Source organism: Nonomuraea sp. NPDC050556, from assembly GCF_044457355.1.
In the GTDB taxonomy this organism is placed as follows: Bacteria; Actinomycetota; Actinomycetes; order Streptosporangiales; family Streptosporangiaceae; genus Nonomuraea.
The window spans coordinates 2,994,360-3,009,192 of the sequence record NZ_JBITGU010000001.1 but is presented as its reverse complement, the minus strand read 5'-3'; the positions used below and the strand labels follow the sequence as shown (position 1 = coordinate 3,009,192).

The window sequence follows — 14,833 nt, the reverse complement described above, 5'->3', positions numbered from 1 at the left end:
CGTGCGGGCGCGGCTGGGGGTGACCATGGAATTCGGGGTACTCGGCCCCCTGGTGGTGCGGATCGACGGCAAGGCCGTGACACCGGCGTCGGCCAAGCAACGCATCCTGCTGGCGGTGCTCCTGAGCCATGCCAACGTGCCGGTGTCGCAGCGGCGCCTGACCGACTCCCTGTGGGACGTGCCGCCCGCCTCGGCCGTGGACAACCTGCGGCTGTACGTCTACCGCCTGCGGCGCGCCCTCGGCGACGAGGCACGCGTCGTGCGGGGCGGCGGCGGATACGCGCTCATGGTGGAGCCGGAGGAGCTGGACGCCGACGTCTTCGCCCGGCTGGTCGCCGAGGGCCACGAGGCGCTGGCCGCCGGAGAGCCGGAGCGGGCGGGCGCGCTGCTGGACCGGGCGCTGGCGCTCTGGCGCGGCGCCGCCTACGCCGACGTCGCCGAGGTGCCCGCGGTCGACCAGGTCGCCAGGCGGCTGGACGAGACCCGGCTGCACGCCCTCGAGAACCGGATCACGGCCAGGCTCCAGCTCGGCAGGCACGCTGAGCTGATCCCCGAGCTGGCCGAGCTGGCCGCCGACCATCCGTTCCGCGAGAGCCTGCGCGGGCACCTCATGCTCGCGTTGTACGGCACGGGCCGCCAGGCCGAGGCGTTGCGCACCTATCGCGAGACCCGCAGGGCGCTCAACGAGCATCTCGGCGTCGAACCGGGTCCCGAGCTGCAGCGCCTGCACGAGGCCATGCTGCGCGGCGACGACCTGCGCGGCGTGCCGTACGCCCAGGTCACCACGACCGCCTGGGTGGACGAGCCGTGCCCCTACCGCGGGCTGGCCGCCTTCCAGCAGGAGGACGGCGAGTGGTTCTTCGGCCGCGCGGAACCCGCCGAGCGGCTGGCGGAACAGATCGCCAGGCTGCCGCTGACCGTCGTCGTCGGCGCCTCGGGCAGCGGCAAGTCCTCCCTGCTGCGCGCCGGGCTGCTCGGCCGCCTCAGCGGCGATCCCGGCTGGCGGACCCTCCTGATGACCCCGACCGAGCATCCGCTGGAGGCGCTGGGCGCGATCCTGGCCAAGCTGTCAGGGCAGGATCCGCCCCTCCTGGTCCAGCGGCTGGCCGAGGACCCCGCCACCCTCGGCACCACCGTCGCCGCCGCGCTGGCGGACGACCCACCGCAGGTCAGGGCGCTGCTGGTGGTGGACCAGTTCGAGGAGGCCTTCACGCTGTGCGGCGGAGCGGACGAGCGGGCGCGCTTCGTGGAGAACCTGCTCGCCGCGGTGGCCGAGCGGGACGGCCGCCTCACCGTCGTGCTCGGCCTGCGCGCCGACTTCCTCGGCGCCGCCCTGGAACGGCCGGGCCTGGCCGGGTCGCTGAACGGCGAGGCGACTCTGCTCCTGGGGCCGCCCTCCACCGCAGACCTGCGGGAGATCGTCGTACGGCCGGCGGTCAAGGCAGGGCTCGGCGTGGACGCCGACCTGCTGGCCACGGTCCTCACTGACGCGGGGGAGGAGCCCGGCGCGCTGCCGTTGCTCTCCCACGCGCTGCTGGAGACCTGGTCACACCGCGCCGGCCCGGTCCTGACCCTGGCCGACTACCAGGCCGGCGGCGGCGTGCGTGGCGCGATCACCCAGACGGCCGAGCGCGTCTACGCCGAGTTCACCCCGGAGGAGCAGCAGGCCGCCAGGCGGGTGTTCCTCCGGCTGACCGCGCTGGGCCAGGGGACCGAGGACACCCGCAGGCCCATCACGCTGAGCGAGCTGGAGGGCACCGGGACGGGCACCGAGGTGCTCGGCCGCCTGGCGGCCGCCAGGCTGATCGTGCTGGCAGAGGACACCGTCGAGGTGGCGCACGAGGCGCTCATCAGGGCCTGGCCCCGGCTGCGCCGCTGGCTCACCCGCGACCGGGCCGACCTGCTGCTCCACCGCCGGCTCACCTCGGCTGCCCAGGCCTGGCACGAGCTCGACCGCGACCCTGGCGCGCTCTACCGCGGCGAGCAGCTCCTGCTGGCCACGGCCTGGGCCGCCCGCCACGCGCAGGACGCCAACCAGCTGGAGGCCGGGTTCCTGGCGGCCAGCCAGGACCTGGAGGACGCGGAACGGCAGGCCGCCCGGGGACGGGCACGCAACCTGCAACGCCTGGTCGCCGGGCTGGCGGCGATGTTGCTGCTGGCGGTCCTGGGCGGCGGGCTGGCGTTCTGGCAGAACAGGGAACGGCAGGCGCAACAGGTGGTCGAGCAGGCCCACCAGCTCGCCCTGACCTCGCGGCAACTCCTGGCCAGCGCGCCCGACCTCGCCGCGCTCCTGGCCGTCGAGGCCCACCGGCTCCACCCGGACGCCGACACCCTGGGCGCACTGCTGGGCGGCGCCTACGCCGGCGATCGGCTGGTCGAGCTCAACCAGGGCGGCTTCTCCGTCTTCGACGTCGCGGTCAGCCCGGACGGCACGCGCCTGGCCTCCGCCGACCGCAACGGCGACGTCGTGCTCTGGGACCTGGCCCGCCGGGTCAAGGCCGCCACGCTGAAGGGGCACCGGCGCTACGCGGCCGACTCCTACGCCAAGCGGGTGGCGTTCGACGGCAGCGGGCGGCTGCTGGCCTCCACCGCGCGTGCGGCCGCGCTCGGGTCCAGCCAGGGGTCGCTGATCGTGTGGGACCCGGCGACCGGGCGGCCGGTGTTCGAGCGGAGCATCGCCCGGCTGGACGACGGCCTGGCGTTCTCCCGCGACGGAAGCACCGTCGCGGTCGGCGTGGACTCCGGCAGGATCGAGGTGTGGAACCTGGCCGACGGCACCCGCCGTACCCTGGCAGGTCACTCGCGGGCAACCGGCTCGCTGGCCTTCAGCCCGGACGGCAGACTGCTGGCCTCCACCGGCTTCCACGACAGGCCGGCGGTCTGGGACGTGCGGACCGGCGCGCGGAAGGCCACCATCCCGGTCGAGCAGGCGCACACCGTGGCCTTCGACCCGGACGACTCCGCCACGCTGGTGACCGGCTCCACCAGGACCGGGGTGCACCTGTGGGACCTGTCGGGCGACCGGCCGCGGCTGCGCACCGCGCTGGCCGCGGCCACGCCGTACGCCTGGAGCATCTCGGCGCCGCTGGGCGGCAGGATCGCCGTCGCCGACGAGAACGGCCTCGTCACCATCTGGGACATCCGCACAGGACACCCGGTGGCGAGCTACCGCGACCGCGGCCGGGTGGAGGTCCGCGCGGTGGCGCTCGGCAGGGAGGGCGAGCTCCTGGTCGCCGCGGGCACCGGTAAGACCATCACCGTCCGCGAGCGGGCGGTGCCGCCCTTCGGCGGGCACGACGGGGAGGTCACCGACCTCGAGGTCGCGCCCGGCGGTCACGTGGTGGCCTCGGCAGGGGCCGACGGGACCGTACGGCTGTGGGACGCCGCGGGCAACGCGCTCGGCGTGCTGCCCGTGCACCGCGACCGGGTCGAGGCCGTGGCGTTCAACCAGGCGGGCAACCGGATCGCCGCGGTGACCCGCGACCACACCGTCAGCATCTGGGACGTGGCCACGCGGCGGCGGCTGGAGCACCTCACCTACGACGGGCTCGGCACCTCGACCGACATCGCCTACCAGCCGGGCGACCGGGCGCTGGTCACCACCGCCATGGTGAGGTACCGCTGGACCCTGCCCGGCCTGAAGCCGAGCTCGTTTCCCGGGCCGCCGTGGCTGGCCAGCTCGCTGCGGTTCACGCTCGCGGGCGACGTCCTGATCTCAGCCGATCCCGCCGGGGGCCTCATGACGTGGGACACCCGCACGGACGCGCCGATCGCCCGCGGCTACACCGGCCAGGCCGACATCCGCGACATAGCGGTCAGTCCTGACGGCTCGACGATCGCGACGGCCGGAGCGGACAGGACCGTGAAGCTCTGGGAGACCCGGACGCTGAAGGAACTCGCCACCCTCTCGGGCCACACCGCAGCGGTACAGGCGGTGGCCTTCAGCCCTGACGGGCACATGCTCGCCTCGGCGGGGGAGGACCGCGCACTTGTGGTGTGGGACGTGGCCACGCGCCGGGAGCTCGCGACGCTGACGGGCCGCGCGGCAGGACCCCAGACCCTGGCCTTCACCACCGACGGGGATCTGCTCTCCGGGGGGAACGACGGGCGGATCGTGCGGTGGTCACTGACGCCTGGAGCCGCTGTGGCGCTGATCTGCCGCGAGGTCGCCCGGAACCTGACCACCCAGGAGCGGACCCGCTACCTACCCGGCGACCCACCCCGCGCCACCTGCTGAACGGCCAACAGCGCGTCGCACGGGGTAGGGCCGAGTGGTCACGCCGCCGCGACCAGGGCGCGGCCGGTGGACCTGCATCACTTTGGTAAGGGGTGATGGTGGTCGTCCGCCGGATCCGGTGGGAGGGCGGCGACTTCTACCGTCTCACCCATGAAGAAGACGCAGCTCATGGCCCTGGCACTCGGTGCGGGACTGGCTCTCGCGCCGGCCGTACCCGCTTCGGCTTCCACCACCGAACTCGAGCCCGCAGCCATGGACGCCTACCTCACCCAAGCCTGGAAATCCACGGCCCTGCCCGGTATGTCGGTCGTTGTGACGCACCAGGGCAGGGTCGTTCACGCGGCGGGCAAGCTCACCTTGGACGAGCCGGTGGTCAAGCAGCTGCCGGACTTCCGGATGGCTGACCCGCGAGATCAGACCTCGGGGATCACGGATGCGACGGTCGATCTGGGAGCGGCGGAGAGCGCCCCGTCGCCGGCCGGGTACGTCGCGGCGCTGGGCACGGGGAAACTGGCCGCCGATCCAGGGACGCGCTGGGCTTACAGCAACGCCAACTACGAGACGGCCGCGCGGCTGGTGGAGGTGTGTGCGCGACTACGGCATGGGCCGGGGAAAGGAGAGCGTGAACGGCGCCGACCTGCTGGTGCACGCGGGGAACCTGTTCACCTACACGGCGGTGGAGGCGATCGACCCCAGGACGGGGTACGGCTTCGCGGTCATGACCAACAGCGCCGGCCTGTACGACGACACCTACGACGTGCTCACTGGACTGGTGGCCATGAGCCAGGGCAAACGCCGCAGATGCCCGGTGGTGATCGGCAGCTGATCGAGATGATCCTGGGGGTTGCGGCACTGGCCGCCGCGGGGCTCGGCGTGCTGGGAGTACGGCGGGCGGGCAGGTGGGCGGCGCGGCGGCCCGGATGGCGGGTCGCTCTGCGGCTGATCCCGGTGCTGCTCTGGCGCTGTATCCGGCGACATGAAGAGAGGCTCATGTCTGCTCGTCGTCTCGTTTCAGTGCGAACCCGTGCATCAGCGCCCGCACGAACGGGGCGGGGTCGGGCAGGGGGATGCCGAGGACCCCCCGATAGGCGGCGACCCCGGCGAGCATGTCGCTCATGATCCACAGGTCGGCGTCCTCCGGCAGCTCGCCGCGGGCGATGGCCCGGTCGTAGAGCTCCCATGCGCGCGCCATCCGGTTGCGCATCGCCGTACGCATCAGCTCGGCCACAGCCGGGTCGCGCGCGGCCTCGCCGAACACCTCACGGGCGACGTGCGCGATGCTGGGCTCCTCCCAGGCCGCGAACGTGTCGCGGGCGACCACGATCAGGTCGCCTTCCAGCGATCCGATGTCGGGGTAGGCGACCTGCGTGTCCATGAGCTCGGCCAGCGTCGCCAGCAGCAGGTCGCGCTTGGCGCCGTACCGGCGGAAGACGCTGGCTCTGCCCACTCCGGCGGCCGCGGCCACCTCGTCCATGGTGAAGTCCAGCCCCTTGGCCATGATCAGCCCGACCGCTGCCTCCTTGATTTTCCGATCAACCGCCGGATCAGGCTTGCGTCCACGCACAGACATTGCGATACTCCCAGTATCAGATATTGAGGGTCTCATATTGAGGGGCAGTCATGAGAGTAGTCATCATCGGCGCCGGTGTCGCGGGACTCGCGCTCGCTCACGGGCTTCTCAACAACGGCCACGAGGTCGAGGTCTACGAGCGGTCGCCCGAGCTGCGCACCAAGGGCGGCTCGATCACCCTGTGGCCTGGCAGCACGTCGATCCTGCGTGAGATCGGCATCGACCCGGGCGGCGTGCGCCTCACCACGCTCGACGCCTGGAGCCCTGAGGGTAAGAAGCAGTTCGCGGTGGACCTGACCGCGATGGAGCGGCGCTTCGGCGCCCCGAGCATCCACGTGGCGCGCCGCGAGCTGACCGAGCGCCTGGCCGAGGGCATCCCGATCACGTACAACGCGAAGGTGGTCGACGTGGACGTCGACAAGGGCGAGGTGCGCTTCGAGGGCGGCGGTTCCGCGCTGGGCGACGTGCTGGTGGGCGCAGATGGCCGCAATTCGGTGGTACGGCAGGCGGTGTGGGGCGACGATCCGGCCACGCTGACCGGCTGGATCACCTGGCAGGGCTTCATCGACTGGCCGACGGAGCCGATCGCCCGCTCGATCGTGGGTCCGCAGGGAATGTCGGGCCTGAGCCCTGCCGGCCCGAACAAGCAGCTGGTCTGGTTCGACCTGCGCTCGGCGCCGGGCAAGGACCTCTGGCAGGGCGACCCCGACGCGCTGGACAAGATCAGGAAACTCTTCGGCCACTACCAGGGCCAGACCCAGGACGTGCTGGAGGCCATGACCGAACTGGAGGGCTTCGGGCACGTCGTCCACAAGGTGCCGAAGGTCTGGGGCACCGGCCCCATCACCCTGGTCGGTGACGCTGCCCACTCGATGCCTCCCACCGGCGCCCATGGCACCAACCAGGCGCTGGAGGACGTCTGGGCGCTGTCGCGCTCGATCACCGGCGACCTGCGGGCCTACGAGCGCGACAGGGCGCGCATCGCGAACCGCTCGAGCAGCTTCGCCGGGTCGGAGATGCCGAACAAGCCCAACCCGATGGCCGGCATCATGACCGACCGCATCGCGACCAAGGCCTACGCCTGGCTGATCCGGCGCACGTCGAGCTATCTCTTGGCGGCTTCCTGAGCCCAGCCCGACCAGGGACACGGAGTGGGGGAGGGTGTTCGCGCGTTCCTGCGACGATCTCGCGGAGGACCTCGAAGGCGGCAACTGGCCGACACCCCGCACTACAGCTGAGGAGATGGCCATCCGGCCACGATGTCCTCATGCTCTTCAGCAGCCGCCTGGATGGCATTGAGGACCCGGCCGGCGACATCAACCAGCAGCTCTATGTCGGCCAGCCACAGCCCCCACCCCGACCAGTGGTTCAAGCCGTTCGGTAGCGGCCTGCCGGGAAGGGGCTTCCGGCGCTGACCGTAGGCGGAATCACTCCATGTGGCCTCGTGCCGGGCCGACGCGTCGGGTGTTGATTTGGGACACGAAGAAGGAAATGCGAGCACCCAGCACGGGCCTGGACGAATCACCCCGCTGCGCCCGCCGAGCTGCTAGTCGTAGAGTTCGGCGAGCTCGACACGCCATCACCAACCCCTTCACCGGTGAGACCTACATCGAACAGCTGTCCACTTGAGACGTTCAACGGCTGATCGGCCTTCTCTCCTGGCGGTGCCAGATCCGGGAGAGCCGGGAGGATGATGGCCCCTGGTGCCCGACGTGCGGCAGTATATTGACGCCGACCTGCTCAAACCCGCGATGCCATGGTCATCACCGCGTGGAAGGGGAGGCGTCCCTCGGTTGGTGGCTACCAGGGCGCCACGACATGCGGGAGATCGTGAACGCGATCTTGTGCCAGGCACGGACCGGCTGCCAGTGGCGCTACCTGCCCCGCACGGATCAGAGTCTGCACCCGACCCGAGCGCCCGACCGAGAACCCCCACTGAACTGCGGTTCGATCTGCCCTTCAGTAGAGTCCTCGGGCCCCGTGTAGGGGGGTCGGGATTTCAGGTTCCCGCAGAAACCGTAATGACCACACCGGTTGTATCCGTTGATCATCGGCTTGTTGAATGGACACCATGAGGATCATGAAGCTCGCCGCCAGCCTCCTGGTAGCCACCGCACTCGTCTCTCTCGCCCCCGCCGCCGCCAGCGCGGCCACTGCGGTCCCGGTCGTCCACACTTTCAACTTCGGCTGGCAATAACCACCCGGCTCCCATCCGATAGCGCGCTGACCTGACGAGCAGGTCAGCGCCCTGGCCGTACCGGTCGCGCTGTGGCTGATCAACCGCCTCGTCCAGGCCGACGCTGAAACTCGCGTCCCTCAGCCGTGAAGCGAGGCACGCCACTCCCGTCGAAAATGATCACGACCACCCGTGAGCGCGGTGTGCACAACGCCGCACCTACAGGGCGTGTATCGAAAGCGCCGGTCAGAGCCACCCGCTGCTCTGAGGCAGGGATAAACCGCTATTTCAGCGGTGGACGTGGCGAGTACGGTGATCGCGTGCAGCGGCGGCTTACGGAGACGGACGCGCGGACACGAAGGAGCGAGTAATGCCAGGGGCTGAACTGCGAGGGGTGACTGTGGACTGTGCCGACCCGCAGACGCTGGCGGGCTTCTACGGTGCACTGACCGGGATGCGCGTGCTCTTCAGTACGGGCGAGTTCGTCGCTCTGACGGACGGCTCCGGCTGTGATCTGGGATTCCAGCGGGTTGACGGATACCGGGCTCCGCAGTGGCCGGGTCAGGACGTGCCACAACAGTTCCACCTGGATTTCCGTACTGACGACCTCGATGCCATGGAAGAGCTGGCGCTGGAACTCGGCGCGGCCAAACCAGACCATCAGCCCGGCGACGGACGCTGGCGGGTACTCCTGGATCCGGCTGGCCATCCCTTCTGCCTGACGTCTTCCTGACATCACTGGCGTGACAGACGTCATCAGTAAGCTCCAGCGCAAGGGCTACGGCATCATCGCCCCGGCCAACTCGCTGCGCGGCCTGCCAACCGATGCGTCGCCCTACCTCACCAGCGTCCCTAGGCCGATCGATGGCCCGATCGTGCTGGTCGATCATGGGTACGGCGGGGCCGTCATCGCGGGTCGTGATCATATCTGGCCGAGGATTGGCTTTCCCAGTGGTCGGGACCCGTCTTTGCGCAGGCCAAGGCAGGGTCGGCCGCTTGGTCCGCCCAAGCAGCGGCTGCTATTGACGCTCTTGCTGTAGGAGGCCGGGCGCCCAATCACCGCCGATGCCTTGGTGGATGCGCTGTGGGGAGATGCAGTTCAACGAGATCGGGATTCAGCCCCGCCCACCCGCGATCACCAGACTCGAGATCAGCCGCTGAAGAGAACGCCGGACCGCAGAGATCCGCCGCTGCCGCAGCGGAGACTAGCGCGAGCCGTCTCAGCAGGCTCCGGTGATGGGCGGAAGTCAGCGTGCCCGCCTGGCGAAGCCGTACGACCTCCTCAAACGTCGATCTACGATGAACCATGACGTTCACCGCTGAAGCCCTCATCGTCACCGATATGCAGCAAGGTTTTCTCGACGGCCATGCAGCGGTACCTGACGCCGCCGGGCTGACCGCGGTCGTGAGCGACCTGTTGAACCGAGCACGCCGAGCCGGCGCGCTGATCGTCCATCTGCAGAACGACGGTCCGGTGGGCGAGCCGGATGAACCCGGCAAACCTGGATGGGAGCTCGTCCTTGCCGAACCGGGCGAACCCGTCATCAGAAAGACCGACGACGACGGCTTCGAGGGCACCACACTGGGCTCACTGCTTGAGGAACACGAAGTGAAGCAGCTGGTCATTTGCGGGCTGCTCTCGGAGATGTGCGTAAGCGCGACCGCTCGCACGGCGCTGTGGAAGGAGTACGCCGTGGCGCTTCCCCGCAACGCTCACGCGACCTACGACCTGGACGACATCCCCGCCGCAGTCGTCGCAAGGGTCGCCGAACATGCGCTCGGCGACGAGATCCAGCTGCCGCACTCGGCCGCTGACGTGCGGTTCACCGCTCCTCCGAAGTAGCACTCCGGCCCTCGGCCAGCAGCACGATACCCGCCAGGACGCGCCGCGGCCCGAACCCAATGAGACGGCCAGCGATGCTCGGACCGGGTCTACTCCGACCAAGCTGACAGGTCCTCATCCGCCACCGCGCGGCAGGCGACCATCTCTTCAGCGGCCGGTCGGAGCGTCAAGTGAACAGGTGAAAGCCAGTCCGGGCGATCAGGGCGGAGGCTTCGTCCGCGCATTTTCGCGCGAGGTCGTGTGTTCCGCTCTCAGTGAGGCCGAGCGCGTTCGAGGCCGGTCCAGCAGAAGTCCATCATGCGATCGACGAGTTCGCCGCGCGGGGTGTCCTGGTGCTCGTACCACCAGACCGCGAGGCCGTGCTGGGTCATTTTGAGCATCTGGGCATACATCTGTACGGCACGCTCGTCGGGTGGCCGCAGGTGCCTGGACGCCATGAGGAACCTCGCGATGGCGTCCGTGGTGCGCTGGTGGATGCGGTCGTGGCAGTCGGCGACCTCGGGATCGCTGGGCGGATCGCGAAACAGCATCCGCCAGGCGTAGGGGCTCTGCTCGACGAAGGCGAAGAAGGCGCTCACCCCGGCCCGGACGCGGAGTTCAAGGTCGTCCGGGGCGTCATCGACCGCGGCGAGCACCGTTCGCAGCAGTTCCTCGGACTGGAGCTCCAGCAGGGTGATCTGCAGGCTTGCCTTGGACGGGAAGTGGTCGTAGATCACCGAAGCGGCGCTGCCCGCCGCGTCGGCGATCTCCGTCATCGTGGCCGCCTGGTATCCACGTTCGGCGAAGACCGCCATGGCCGCGTCGAGGATCCGGCCGCGCCGGGCCAGCGGGGTGAGGCGGGTTCGTTTCGACGTCATCACCTGAAGCGTATTTGACGGATCGGAGTATCTGGTCGTAGCTTGACGCTTACCGAATGAGCATTCGGTAAGCGCGCAGGCACTGGTAACCGCGACGAATTCGAGCTGGAGCCATGACCACAAGCCAGGCGCCACCCACCGTCCCCCCGCTCTTCAACGCCCTGGTGAAAGCGCTGCTTCAATCACCGCTTCATCGCCTCATGAGCCGGAATACCATGATCATGCGCGTGGTCGGCCGCAAGAGCGGAAGGACCTACACCTTCCCGGTTCGCTACCAGCGCCACGAGGACACGATCACCTGCTACACCGACAGCGGCTGGTGGAAGAACCTCCGCGGCGGAGCCCCGGTGACCGTACTGGTCCGCGGTCGGCAACTGCACGGAACCGCACATCCGGTCACCGACAAGGAGCTCGTCGCCGGCAACCTGCTGAGCTTCCTGCGCCAGACACCCCGCGACTGCCGCTACTACGGAGTTCTGCGCGACACCAACGGCGGGCCCGACCCCGACTCCGTCACCCGCGCAGCGAACATCACGACGATGGTGACCGTACGCCTCTCCTCGAAGGAGTGACAGCCGAAACGGCGGGCCAGGACCGGACGGGTCGCAGCGGCGAGGCCGAGCAAGAGGAACCGGCTACGGGGATCGGAGCGCGAGGGCTCAGAGAGTACTTCGGCGTCGAACCCCGATTCCTGAGCTCGACGAAGATCTACGGGTACGCGATTCGTCCCGATGGGGCGACTTGGTGATCGCATGGCCCGGCGATCCGGCGCGCGGATCGAGGGCGCCTCGCACCTGGTGTTCGTCTCCCACGCGGGCCTGACTGCGGCCTTCATCGGTACGGCGGTGAGTGAGAACATCTGAATCAGAGGGCGGCGAGGAGTCGCTCGGCGCGCTGGGTGAACAGGTGTCATCCTCGTCCGGCTGACCGGTCGCGGGCCGGGCCGACGGACGTCGGCCGGTTCGCCCAGCGCCTGCAGGAGCAGTCCTTCGGCGTACCAGCGTCCCGGTCCGGAACCGGTCGGCTTCCGCTGGATGCCCGCCGGGTCAGCCGGATATGGTGCTCCTGCTGAATGGGGGCGCGGCTGGTGCCCACGGTCACCCAAAGCTCGAGCGTGCGCAGCAACCTGTCCCGCTCGGAAATACGGTTTCGTGCTCTGAACTGGGGTTGTGCTGCGGGATCAGAACCGCGGCTGCGACTGCCGCCAGGTGTTGACATCGCTGCTCTACCGGTTGGTGAGGTGCTCGTTCGGCTTGCGGGCGGTGCTGGGTCCGCTCTGATCGGTCCAAGGACGTTGAGCTGCTGGTGCTCCGTCACGAGAATGGAGGACAAGCGGGCCGAGGACGAGTTGGACGATCCACGAGCCTTGGCGCCGCCCAACTGGGCGGCATCGGAGCGTCTGGCCGTGGCATGTGGAACGTTCCGCTGACACCTATGCGGGATGTGGAGACGTGGTGATCTTCGCCGCATGCACGGCGGCTCGCATAGGAGAGGTGTCAGGCGTCCGGCCGGCGACATCGACACGTGGACGTGGACCGTCCGCAGGCAGACCACGCCAAGCCCGGGAGGGCCCGTGGACAAGGGCACCAAGGGCAGCGGGCTCGCAAGGTGCCGATCATCCTGGAGATTCGTGATCTGGTCTCCAGGAGGCTGGAGGCCGCGGGGAAGGATCCGGCGGCGCGGCTGTTCACCGGCCCTCGCGGCGGACGCATCACCGCGGCGGTCCTTCGCGATGCCACGCACTGGGATGAGGTCATCGCAAAGCTTGGCTAGGAGTACCTGCGCCGCCACGATCTTCGCCACACCGGCCTCACCTGGATGGCCGATGCCGGTGTGCCCGTCCATGTGCTCAGGAAGATCGCTGGGCATGGGGCGCTGACCACCACCCAGCGCTATCTCCACCCCTTCGCCGACGCCATCGCTGCGGCAGGCATGGCACTCAGTGCTCACCTCACGACTGAAGGCGGTCTGGATGATCAGCATCATCTCCCACACAAGCAGAAAGGCCAGTCGACCCGGGCTTTCGCCCAGACCTACTGGCCTGTTCCAACCGTCGGGACGACAGGATTTGAACCTGCGACCCCTTGACCCCCAGTCAAGTGCGCTACCAAGCTGCGCTACGTCCCGGTTGTGCCTTCGCCCCTGCGGGGCGAGACGTCATAACCTTAGCGCACATCCGACCCACCCGCGTACACGTAAACCCCGGAGGCGAGCCGTGCCCCGCAAGCCCACCATCGATCGTGAAGAGCTGTCCACGCTGGTGGCGGCGGGTCGCAGTGTGCAGGAGCTGGCGGTGCACTTCGGGGTCAGCGAGTCCGGGGTGCTGCAGGCGAAGCGGGCGGCTGGACTGTCCAAAACGATGCTCGATCATCGTGCGGCGCTGCCGTGGAAGGTGGAGCGGAGGCATGGGCAGTCGGGGCCTGCTACGAACCTGCGCAATCTGTCGGCGGCCGCGCAGGGGAAGCCACCGGCGGCTGAGCGGCTGAACACGGCTATCCGCTGGGCCAGGCGGCTCGCGGCCGAGGGGTTGGATGTGGCTTATGACTCTGAGGTGGGGTTTGTGGAGGTTCCTGTGTCGTCGCAGGGCTCACATGTCGCAAAAGTCCTGGCTGATGCCTTGAAAGCCGTGGAGGACGGCGAAGCGTAGCGTTTCGGACAGCGTCTCCTGGGCAGTCGCGGGGTCAACCCGACGACCCGGAGGCGACAGATATGACCACCGAGACCCTCATCTGGGTAGCCGTCGTCGTGGTTGTGGTGGCGGCGATCGCCGCAGTCGGCTACGTCGTACTGCAGCAACAGCGCCGCAACCGCCTCCGCGACCGGTTCGGCCCGGAATACGAGCGGCTCATGGCCGAGAGCGACAACAGGCGTACGGCCGAGCAGGAACTGCTGGCCCGCGAGCAGCGCCACGACCAGCTGGACCTCAAGCCCCTCAGCGACGAGAGCCGGCGCGAATACACCAACCGCTGGACGGACGTCCAGGAACGATTCGTCGACGCGCCCGCATCAGCGGTGACCGAGGCCGACCGCCTCGTGACCGCGGTCATGGGCGAGCGCGGTTACCCCGACGACGACTTCGAGCAGCGGCTGTCCGACCTGTCGGTCGGGCACGCGGCGACGCTCGACCATTACCGGCAGGCGCGCGAGATCAGCGTCAGGGCCGCCAGGAAGGAAGCCTCGACCGAGGACCTCAGGCAGGCGATGGTCCACTACCGCGCCCTGTTCCAGGAACTCCTGGACGAGGGTCGCGACGACGACGTCAGGCGCGACGACGACACGAGAGCCAGGCGCAACGACGCCAGGCCCGCAAAACACACAGGCATGGACCCGACGCGCAATGACGTGGACCCGGCGCACGTGGATCCCAGGCACAACGACGTGGATGCCACGCGCAGCTCTGGCGACGTCAGGAACCTCGACGACGCCAGGCATGACGGCAACCCGCCCGAGCGGGCCGACGACCGGTCGGCCCACCGCGACCCCCCAGGACGGTGATCATATGAACGACCGCGAAGAGCAGCAGCGCATGGAAGACGACCCCGAGGTCAAGACCGGGTACGGCAGGCCGTACGAGAACGACGCCACCTTCGTGGCGGGCGAGCACGGAACCACGCACGTGACGAACGAGCCCGGCAACGTGCTCGATGACGAGGCGGACGAGACGACAGTGCACGCCGTACCAGGACAGGACGAGTACGTCACGAATGACGTAACCCCCCACGACGAAACCATCCGCGACGACGACCTCCAGGACGAAGACGACGACCTCCAGGACGAAGCGGCCCGGGACGAAGACCTCCAGGACGAAGCCTTCCAGGACGCAGGAGTCCGGGACGAGGCGTTCCAGGAGGCGGCGGACCACCAGGCCGCGCCGCTGTTCGACCAGGACCCCGCCGAGCTTCAGGAGCGCTGGCGAGACCTCCAGTGGGCCTTCGTCGACGAGCCCCGCCAGACCGTGGAACGCGCCGGCGGCCTGGTCGAGGAGGTCGTGACCAGCCTCACGAGCGCCCTCTCCACCCGCACCAGCGAGATGCGCGACCGCTGGAAGAACACAGCGGAGAACGACACCGAGCAGCTCCGCCTGGCCCTGCGCGAGTACCGCGACGTGCTGGAGCGCCTGCTCACCCTGCACGGCGGAAAGGAGAGCTGA

The 14,833-nt window shown here is 69.3% G+C and carries 16 protein-coding genes, 1 tRNA gene and 1 pseudogene; 15 read left to right on the top strand and 3 right to left on the bottom strand.

The annotated features are described in order from the left end of the window. Nucleotides 1-25: 25 nt before the first annotated feature. From ACIBG8_RS14495 to ACIBG8_RS14485, 3 genes and pseudogenes are all read left to right on the top strand, one after another. The gene (locus ACIBG8_RS14495; protein ID WP_397343177.1) at nucleotides 26-4,237 is read left to right on the top strand and encodes a BTAD domain-containing putative transcriptional regulator; all 4,212 of its coding nucleotides are present in this window, start codon (nucleotides 26-28) and stop codon (nucleotides 4,235-4,237) included. Between the two features lie 150 nt (nucleotides 4,238-4,387). Beyond that, nucleotides 4,388-4,765, top strand: a pseudogene (locus tag ACIBG8_RS14490) (hypothetical protein); the annotation flags it as partial. Nucleotides 4,766-4,823: 58 nt separating this feature from the next. After that, nucleotides 4,824-5,063, top strand: coding sequence for a hypothetical protein (locus ACIBG8_RS14485; RefSeq protein WP_397343959.1), 240 nt, complete (start codon nucleotides 4,824-4,826; stop codon nucleotides 5,061-5,063). Between the two features lie 162 nt (nucleotides 5,064-5,225). On the opposite strand, the gene ACIBG8_RS14480 is transcribed toward ACIBG8_RS14485, so the two are convergent. Continuing rightward, nucleotides 5,226-5,807 carry a TetR-like C-terminal domain-containing protein gene (locus tag ACIBG8_RS14480; RefSeq protein WP_397343176.1) on the bottom strand — a complete coding sequence of 194 codons (582 nt, stop codon included), beginning with the start codon at nucleotides 5,805-5,807 and terminating at the stop codon, nucleotides 5,226-5,228. Nucleotides 5,808-5,857: 50 nt separating this feature from the next. Between ACIBG8_RS14480 and ACIBG8_RS14475 the strand changes: the two genes are divergently transcribed. From ACIBG8_RS14475 to ACIBG8_RS14450, 6 genes are all read left to right on the top strand, one after another. After that, nucleotides 5,858-6,934: an FAD-dependent oxidoreductase gene (locus ACIBG8_RS14475; RefSeq protein ID WP_397343175.1), complete on the top strand. Its 1,077-nt coding sequence runs from the start codon at nucleotides 5,858-5,860 to the stop codon at nucleotides 6,932-6,934. 643 nt (nucleotides 6,935-7,577) lie between these two features. Further along, nucleotides 7,578-7,793: a transposase gene (locus ACIBG8_RS14470; RefSeq protein ID WP_397343174.1), complete on the top strand. Its 216-nt coding sequence runs from the start codon at nucleotides 7,578-7,580 to the stop codon at nucleotides 7,791-7,793. A gap of 85 nt (nucleotides 7,794-7,878) precedes the next feature. Then, the gene (locus tag ACIBG8_RS14465; RefSeq protein WP_397343173.1) at nucleotides 7,879-8,004 is read left to right on the top strand and encodes a hypothetical protein; all 126 of its coding nucleotides are present in this window, start codon (nucleotides 7,879-7,881) and stop codon (nucleotides 8,002-8,004) included. A gap of 379 nt (nucleotides 8,005-8,383) precedes the next feature. Then, nucleotides 8,384-8,716: a VOC family protein gene (locus ACIBG8_RS14460; protein ID WP_397343172.1), complete on the top strand. Its 333-nt coding sequence runs from the start codon at nucleotides 8,384-8,386 to the stop codon at nucleotides 8,714-8,716. Nucleotides 8,717-8,726: 10 nt separating this feature from the next. Then, a complete protein-coding gene (locus ACIBG8_RS14455) occupies nucleotides 8,727-9,023 on the top strand; it encodes a hypothetical protein (RefSeq protein WP_397343171.1) in 297 nt (98 codons plus the stop codon). A gap of 266 nt (nucleotides 9,024-9,289) precedes the next feature. Further along, nucleotides 9,290-9,826, top strand: coding sequence for an isochorismatase family protein (locus ACIBG8_RS14450; RefSeq protein WP_397343170.1), 537 nt, complete (start codon nucleotides 9,290-9,292; stop codon nucleotides 9,824-9,826). A 251-nt stretch (nucleotides 9,827-10,077) separates the two neighbouring features. Here ACIBG8_RS14450 and ACIBG8_RS14445 read toward each other — a convergent pair whose 3' ends face one another. Further along, nucleotides 10,078-10,683, bottom strand: a complete 606-nt coding sequence (locus ACIBG8_RS14445; protein ID WP_397343169.1) for a TetR/AcrR family transcriptional regulator — start codon at nucleotides 10,681-10,683, stop codon at nucleotides 10,078-10,080. Between the two features lie 200 nt (nucleotides 10,684-10,883). Between ACIBG8_RS14445 and ACIBG8_RS14440 the strand changes: the two genes are divergently transcribed. The 3 genes from ACIBG8_RS14440 (at nucleotide 10,884) to ACIBG8_RS14430 (ending at nucleotide 12,771) form a co-directional block, all read left to right on the top strand. Next, the gene (locus ACIBG8_RS14440) at nucleotides 10,884-11,255 is read left to right on the top strand and encodes a nitroreductase/quinone reductase family protein (RefSeq protein ID WP_397343168.1); all 372 of its coding nucleotides are present in this window, start codon (nucleotides 10,884-10,886) and stop codon (nucleotides 11,253-11,255) included. Between the two features lie 1,036 nt (nucleotides 11,256-12,291). Then, on the top strand, nucleotides 12,292-12,456 hold the full coding sequence (locus tag ACIBG8_RS14435; RefSeq protein ID WP_397343167.1) for a hypothetical protein: 165 nt from the start codon (nucleotides 12,292-12,294) through the stop codon (nucleotides 12,454-12,456). A gap of 6 nt (nucleotides 12,457-12,462) precedes the next feature. Continuing rightward, nucleotides 12,463-12,771 (top strand): tyrosine-type recombinase/integrase, encoded by a 309-nt coding sequence (locus ACIBG8_RS14430; protein WP_397343934.1) that lies wholly within the window; start codon nucleotides 12,463-12,465, stop codon nucleotides 12,769-12,771. Here ACIBG8_RS14430 and ACIBG8_RS14425 read toward each other — a convergent pair. Then, nucleotides 12,737-12,810: transfer RNA gene (locus ACIBG8_RS14425), tRNA-Pro, on the bottom strand. The two genes, ACIBG8_RS14430 and ACIBG8_RS14425, sit on opposite strands and share 35 nt — an antisense overlap. An 88-nt stretch (nucleotides 12,811-12,898) precedes the next feature. Here ACIBG8_RS14425 and ACIBG8_RS14420 point away from each other — a divergent pair. The 3 genes from ACIBG8_RS14420 (at nucleotide 12,899) to ACIBG8_RS14410 (ending at nucleotide 14,833) form a co-directional block, all read left to right on the top strand. Continuing rightward, complete coding sequence (locus tag ACIBG8_RS14420) at nucleotides 12,899-13,330, top strand: hypothetical protein (protein WP_397343166.1); 432 nt, start codon at nucleotides 12,899-12,901, stop codon at nucleotides 13,328-13,330. Nucleotides 13,331-13,392: 62 nt separating this feature from the next. Continuing rightward, nucleotides 13,393-14,178 (top strand): hypothetical protein, encoded by a 786-nt coding sequence (locus ACIBG8_RS14415; RefSeq protein WP_397343165.1) that lies wholly within the window; start codon nucleotides 13,393-13,395, stop codon nucleotides 14,176-14,178. Nucleotides 14,179-14,182: 4 nt separating this feature from the next. Next, complete coding sequence (locus ACIBG8_RS14410; RefSeq protein ID WP_397343164.1) at nucleotides 14,183-14,833, top strand: hypothetical protein; 651 nt, start codon at nucleotides 14,183-14,185, stop codon at nucleotides 14,831-14,833.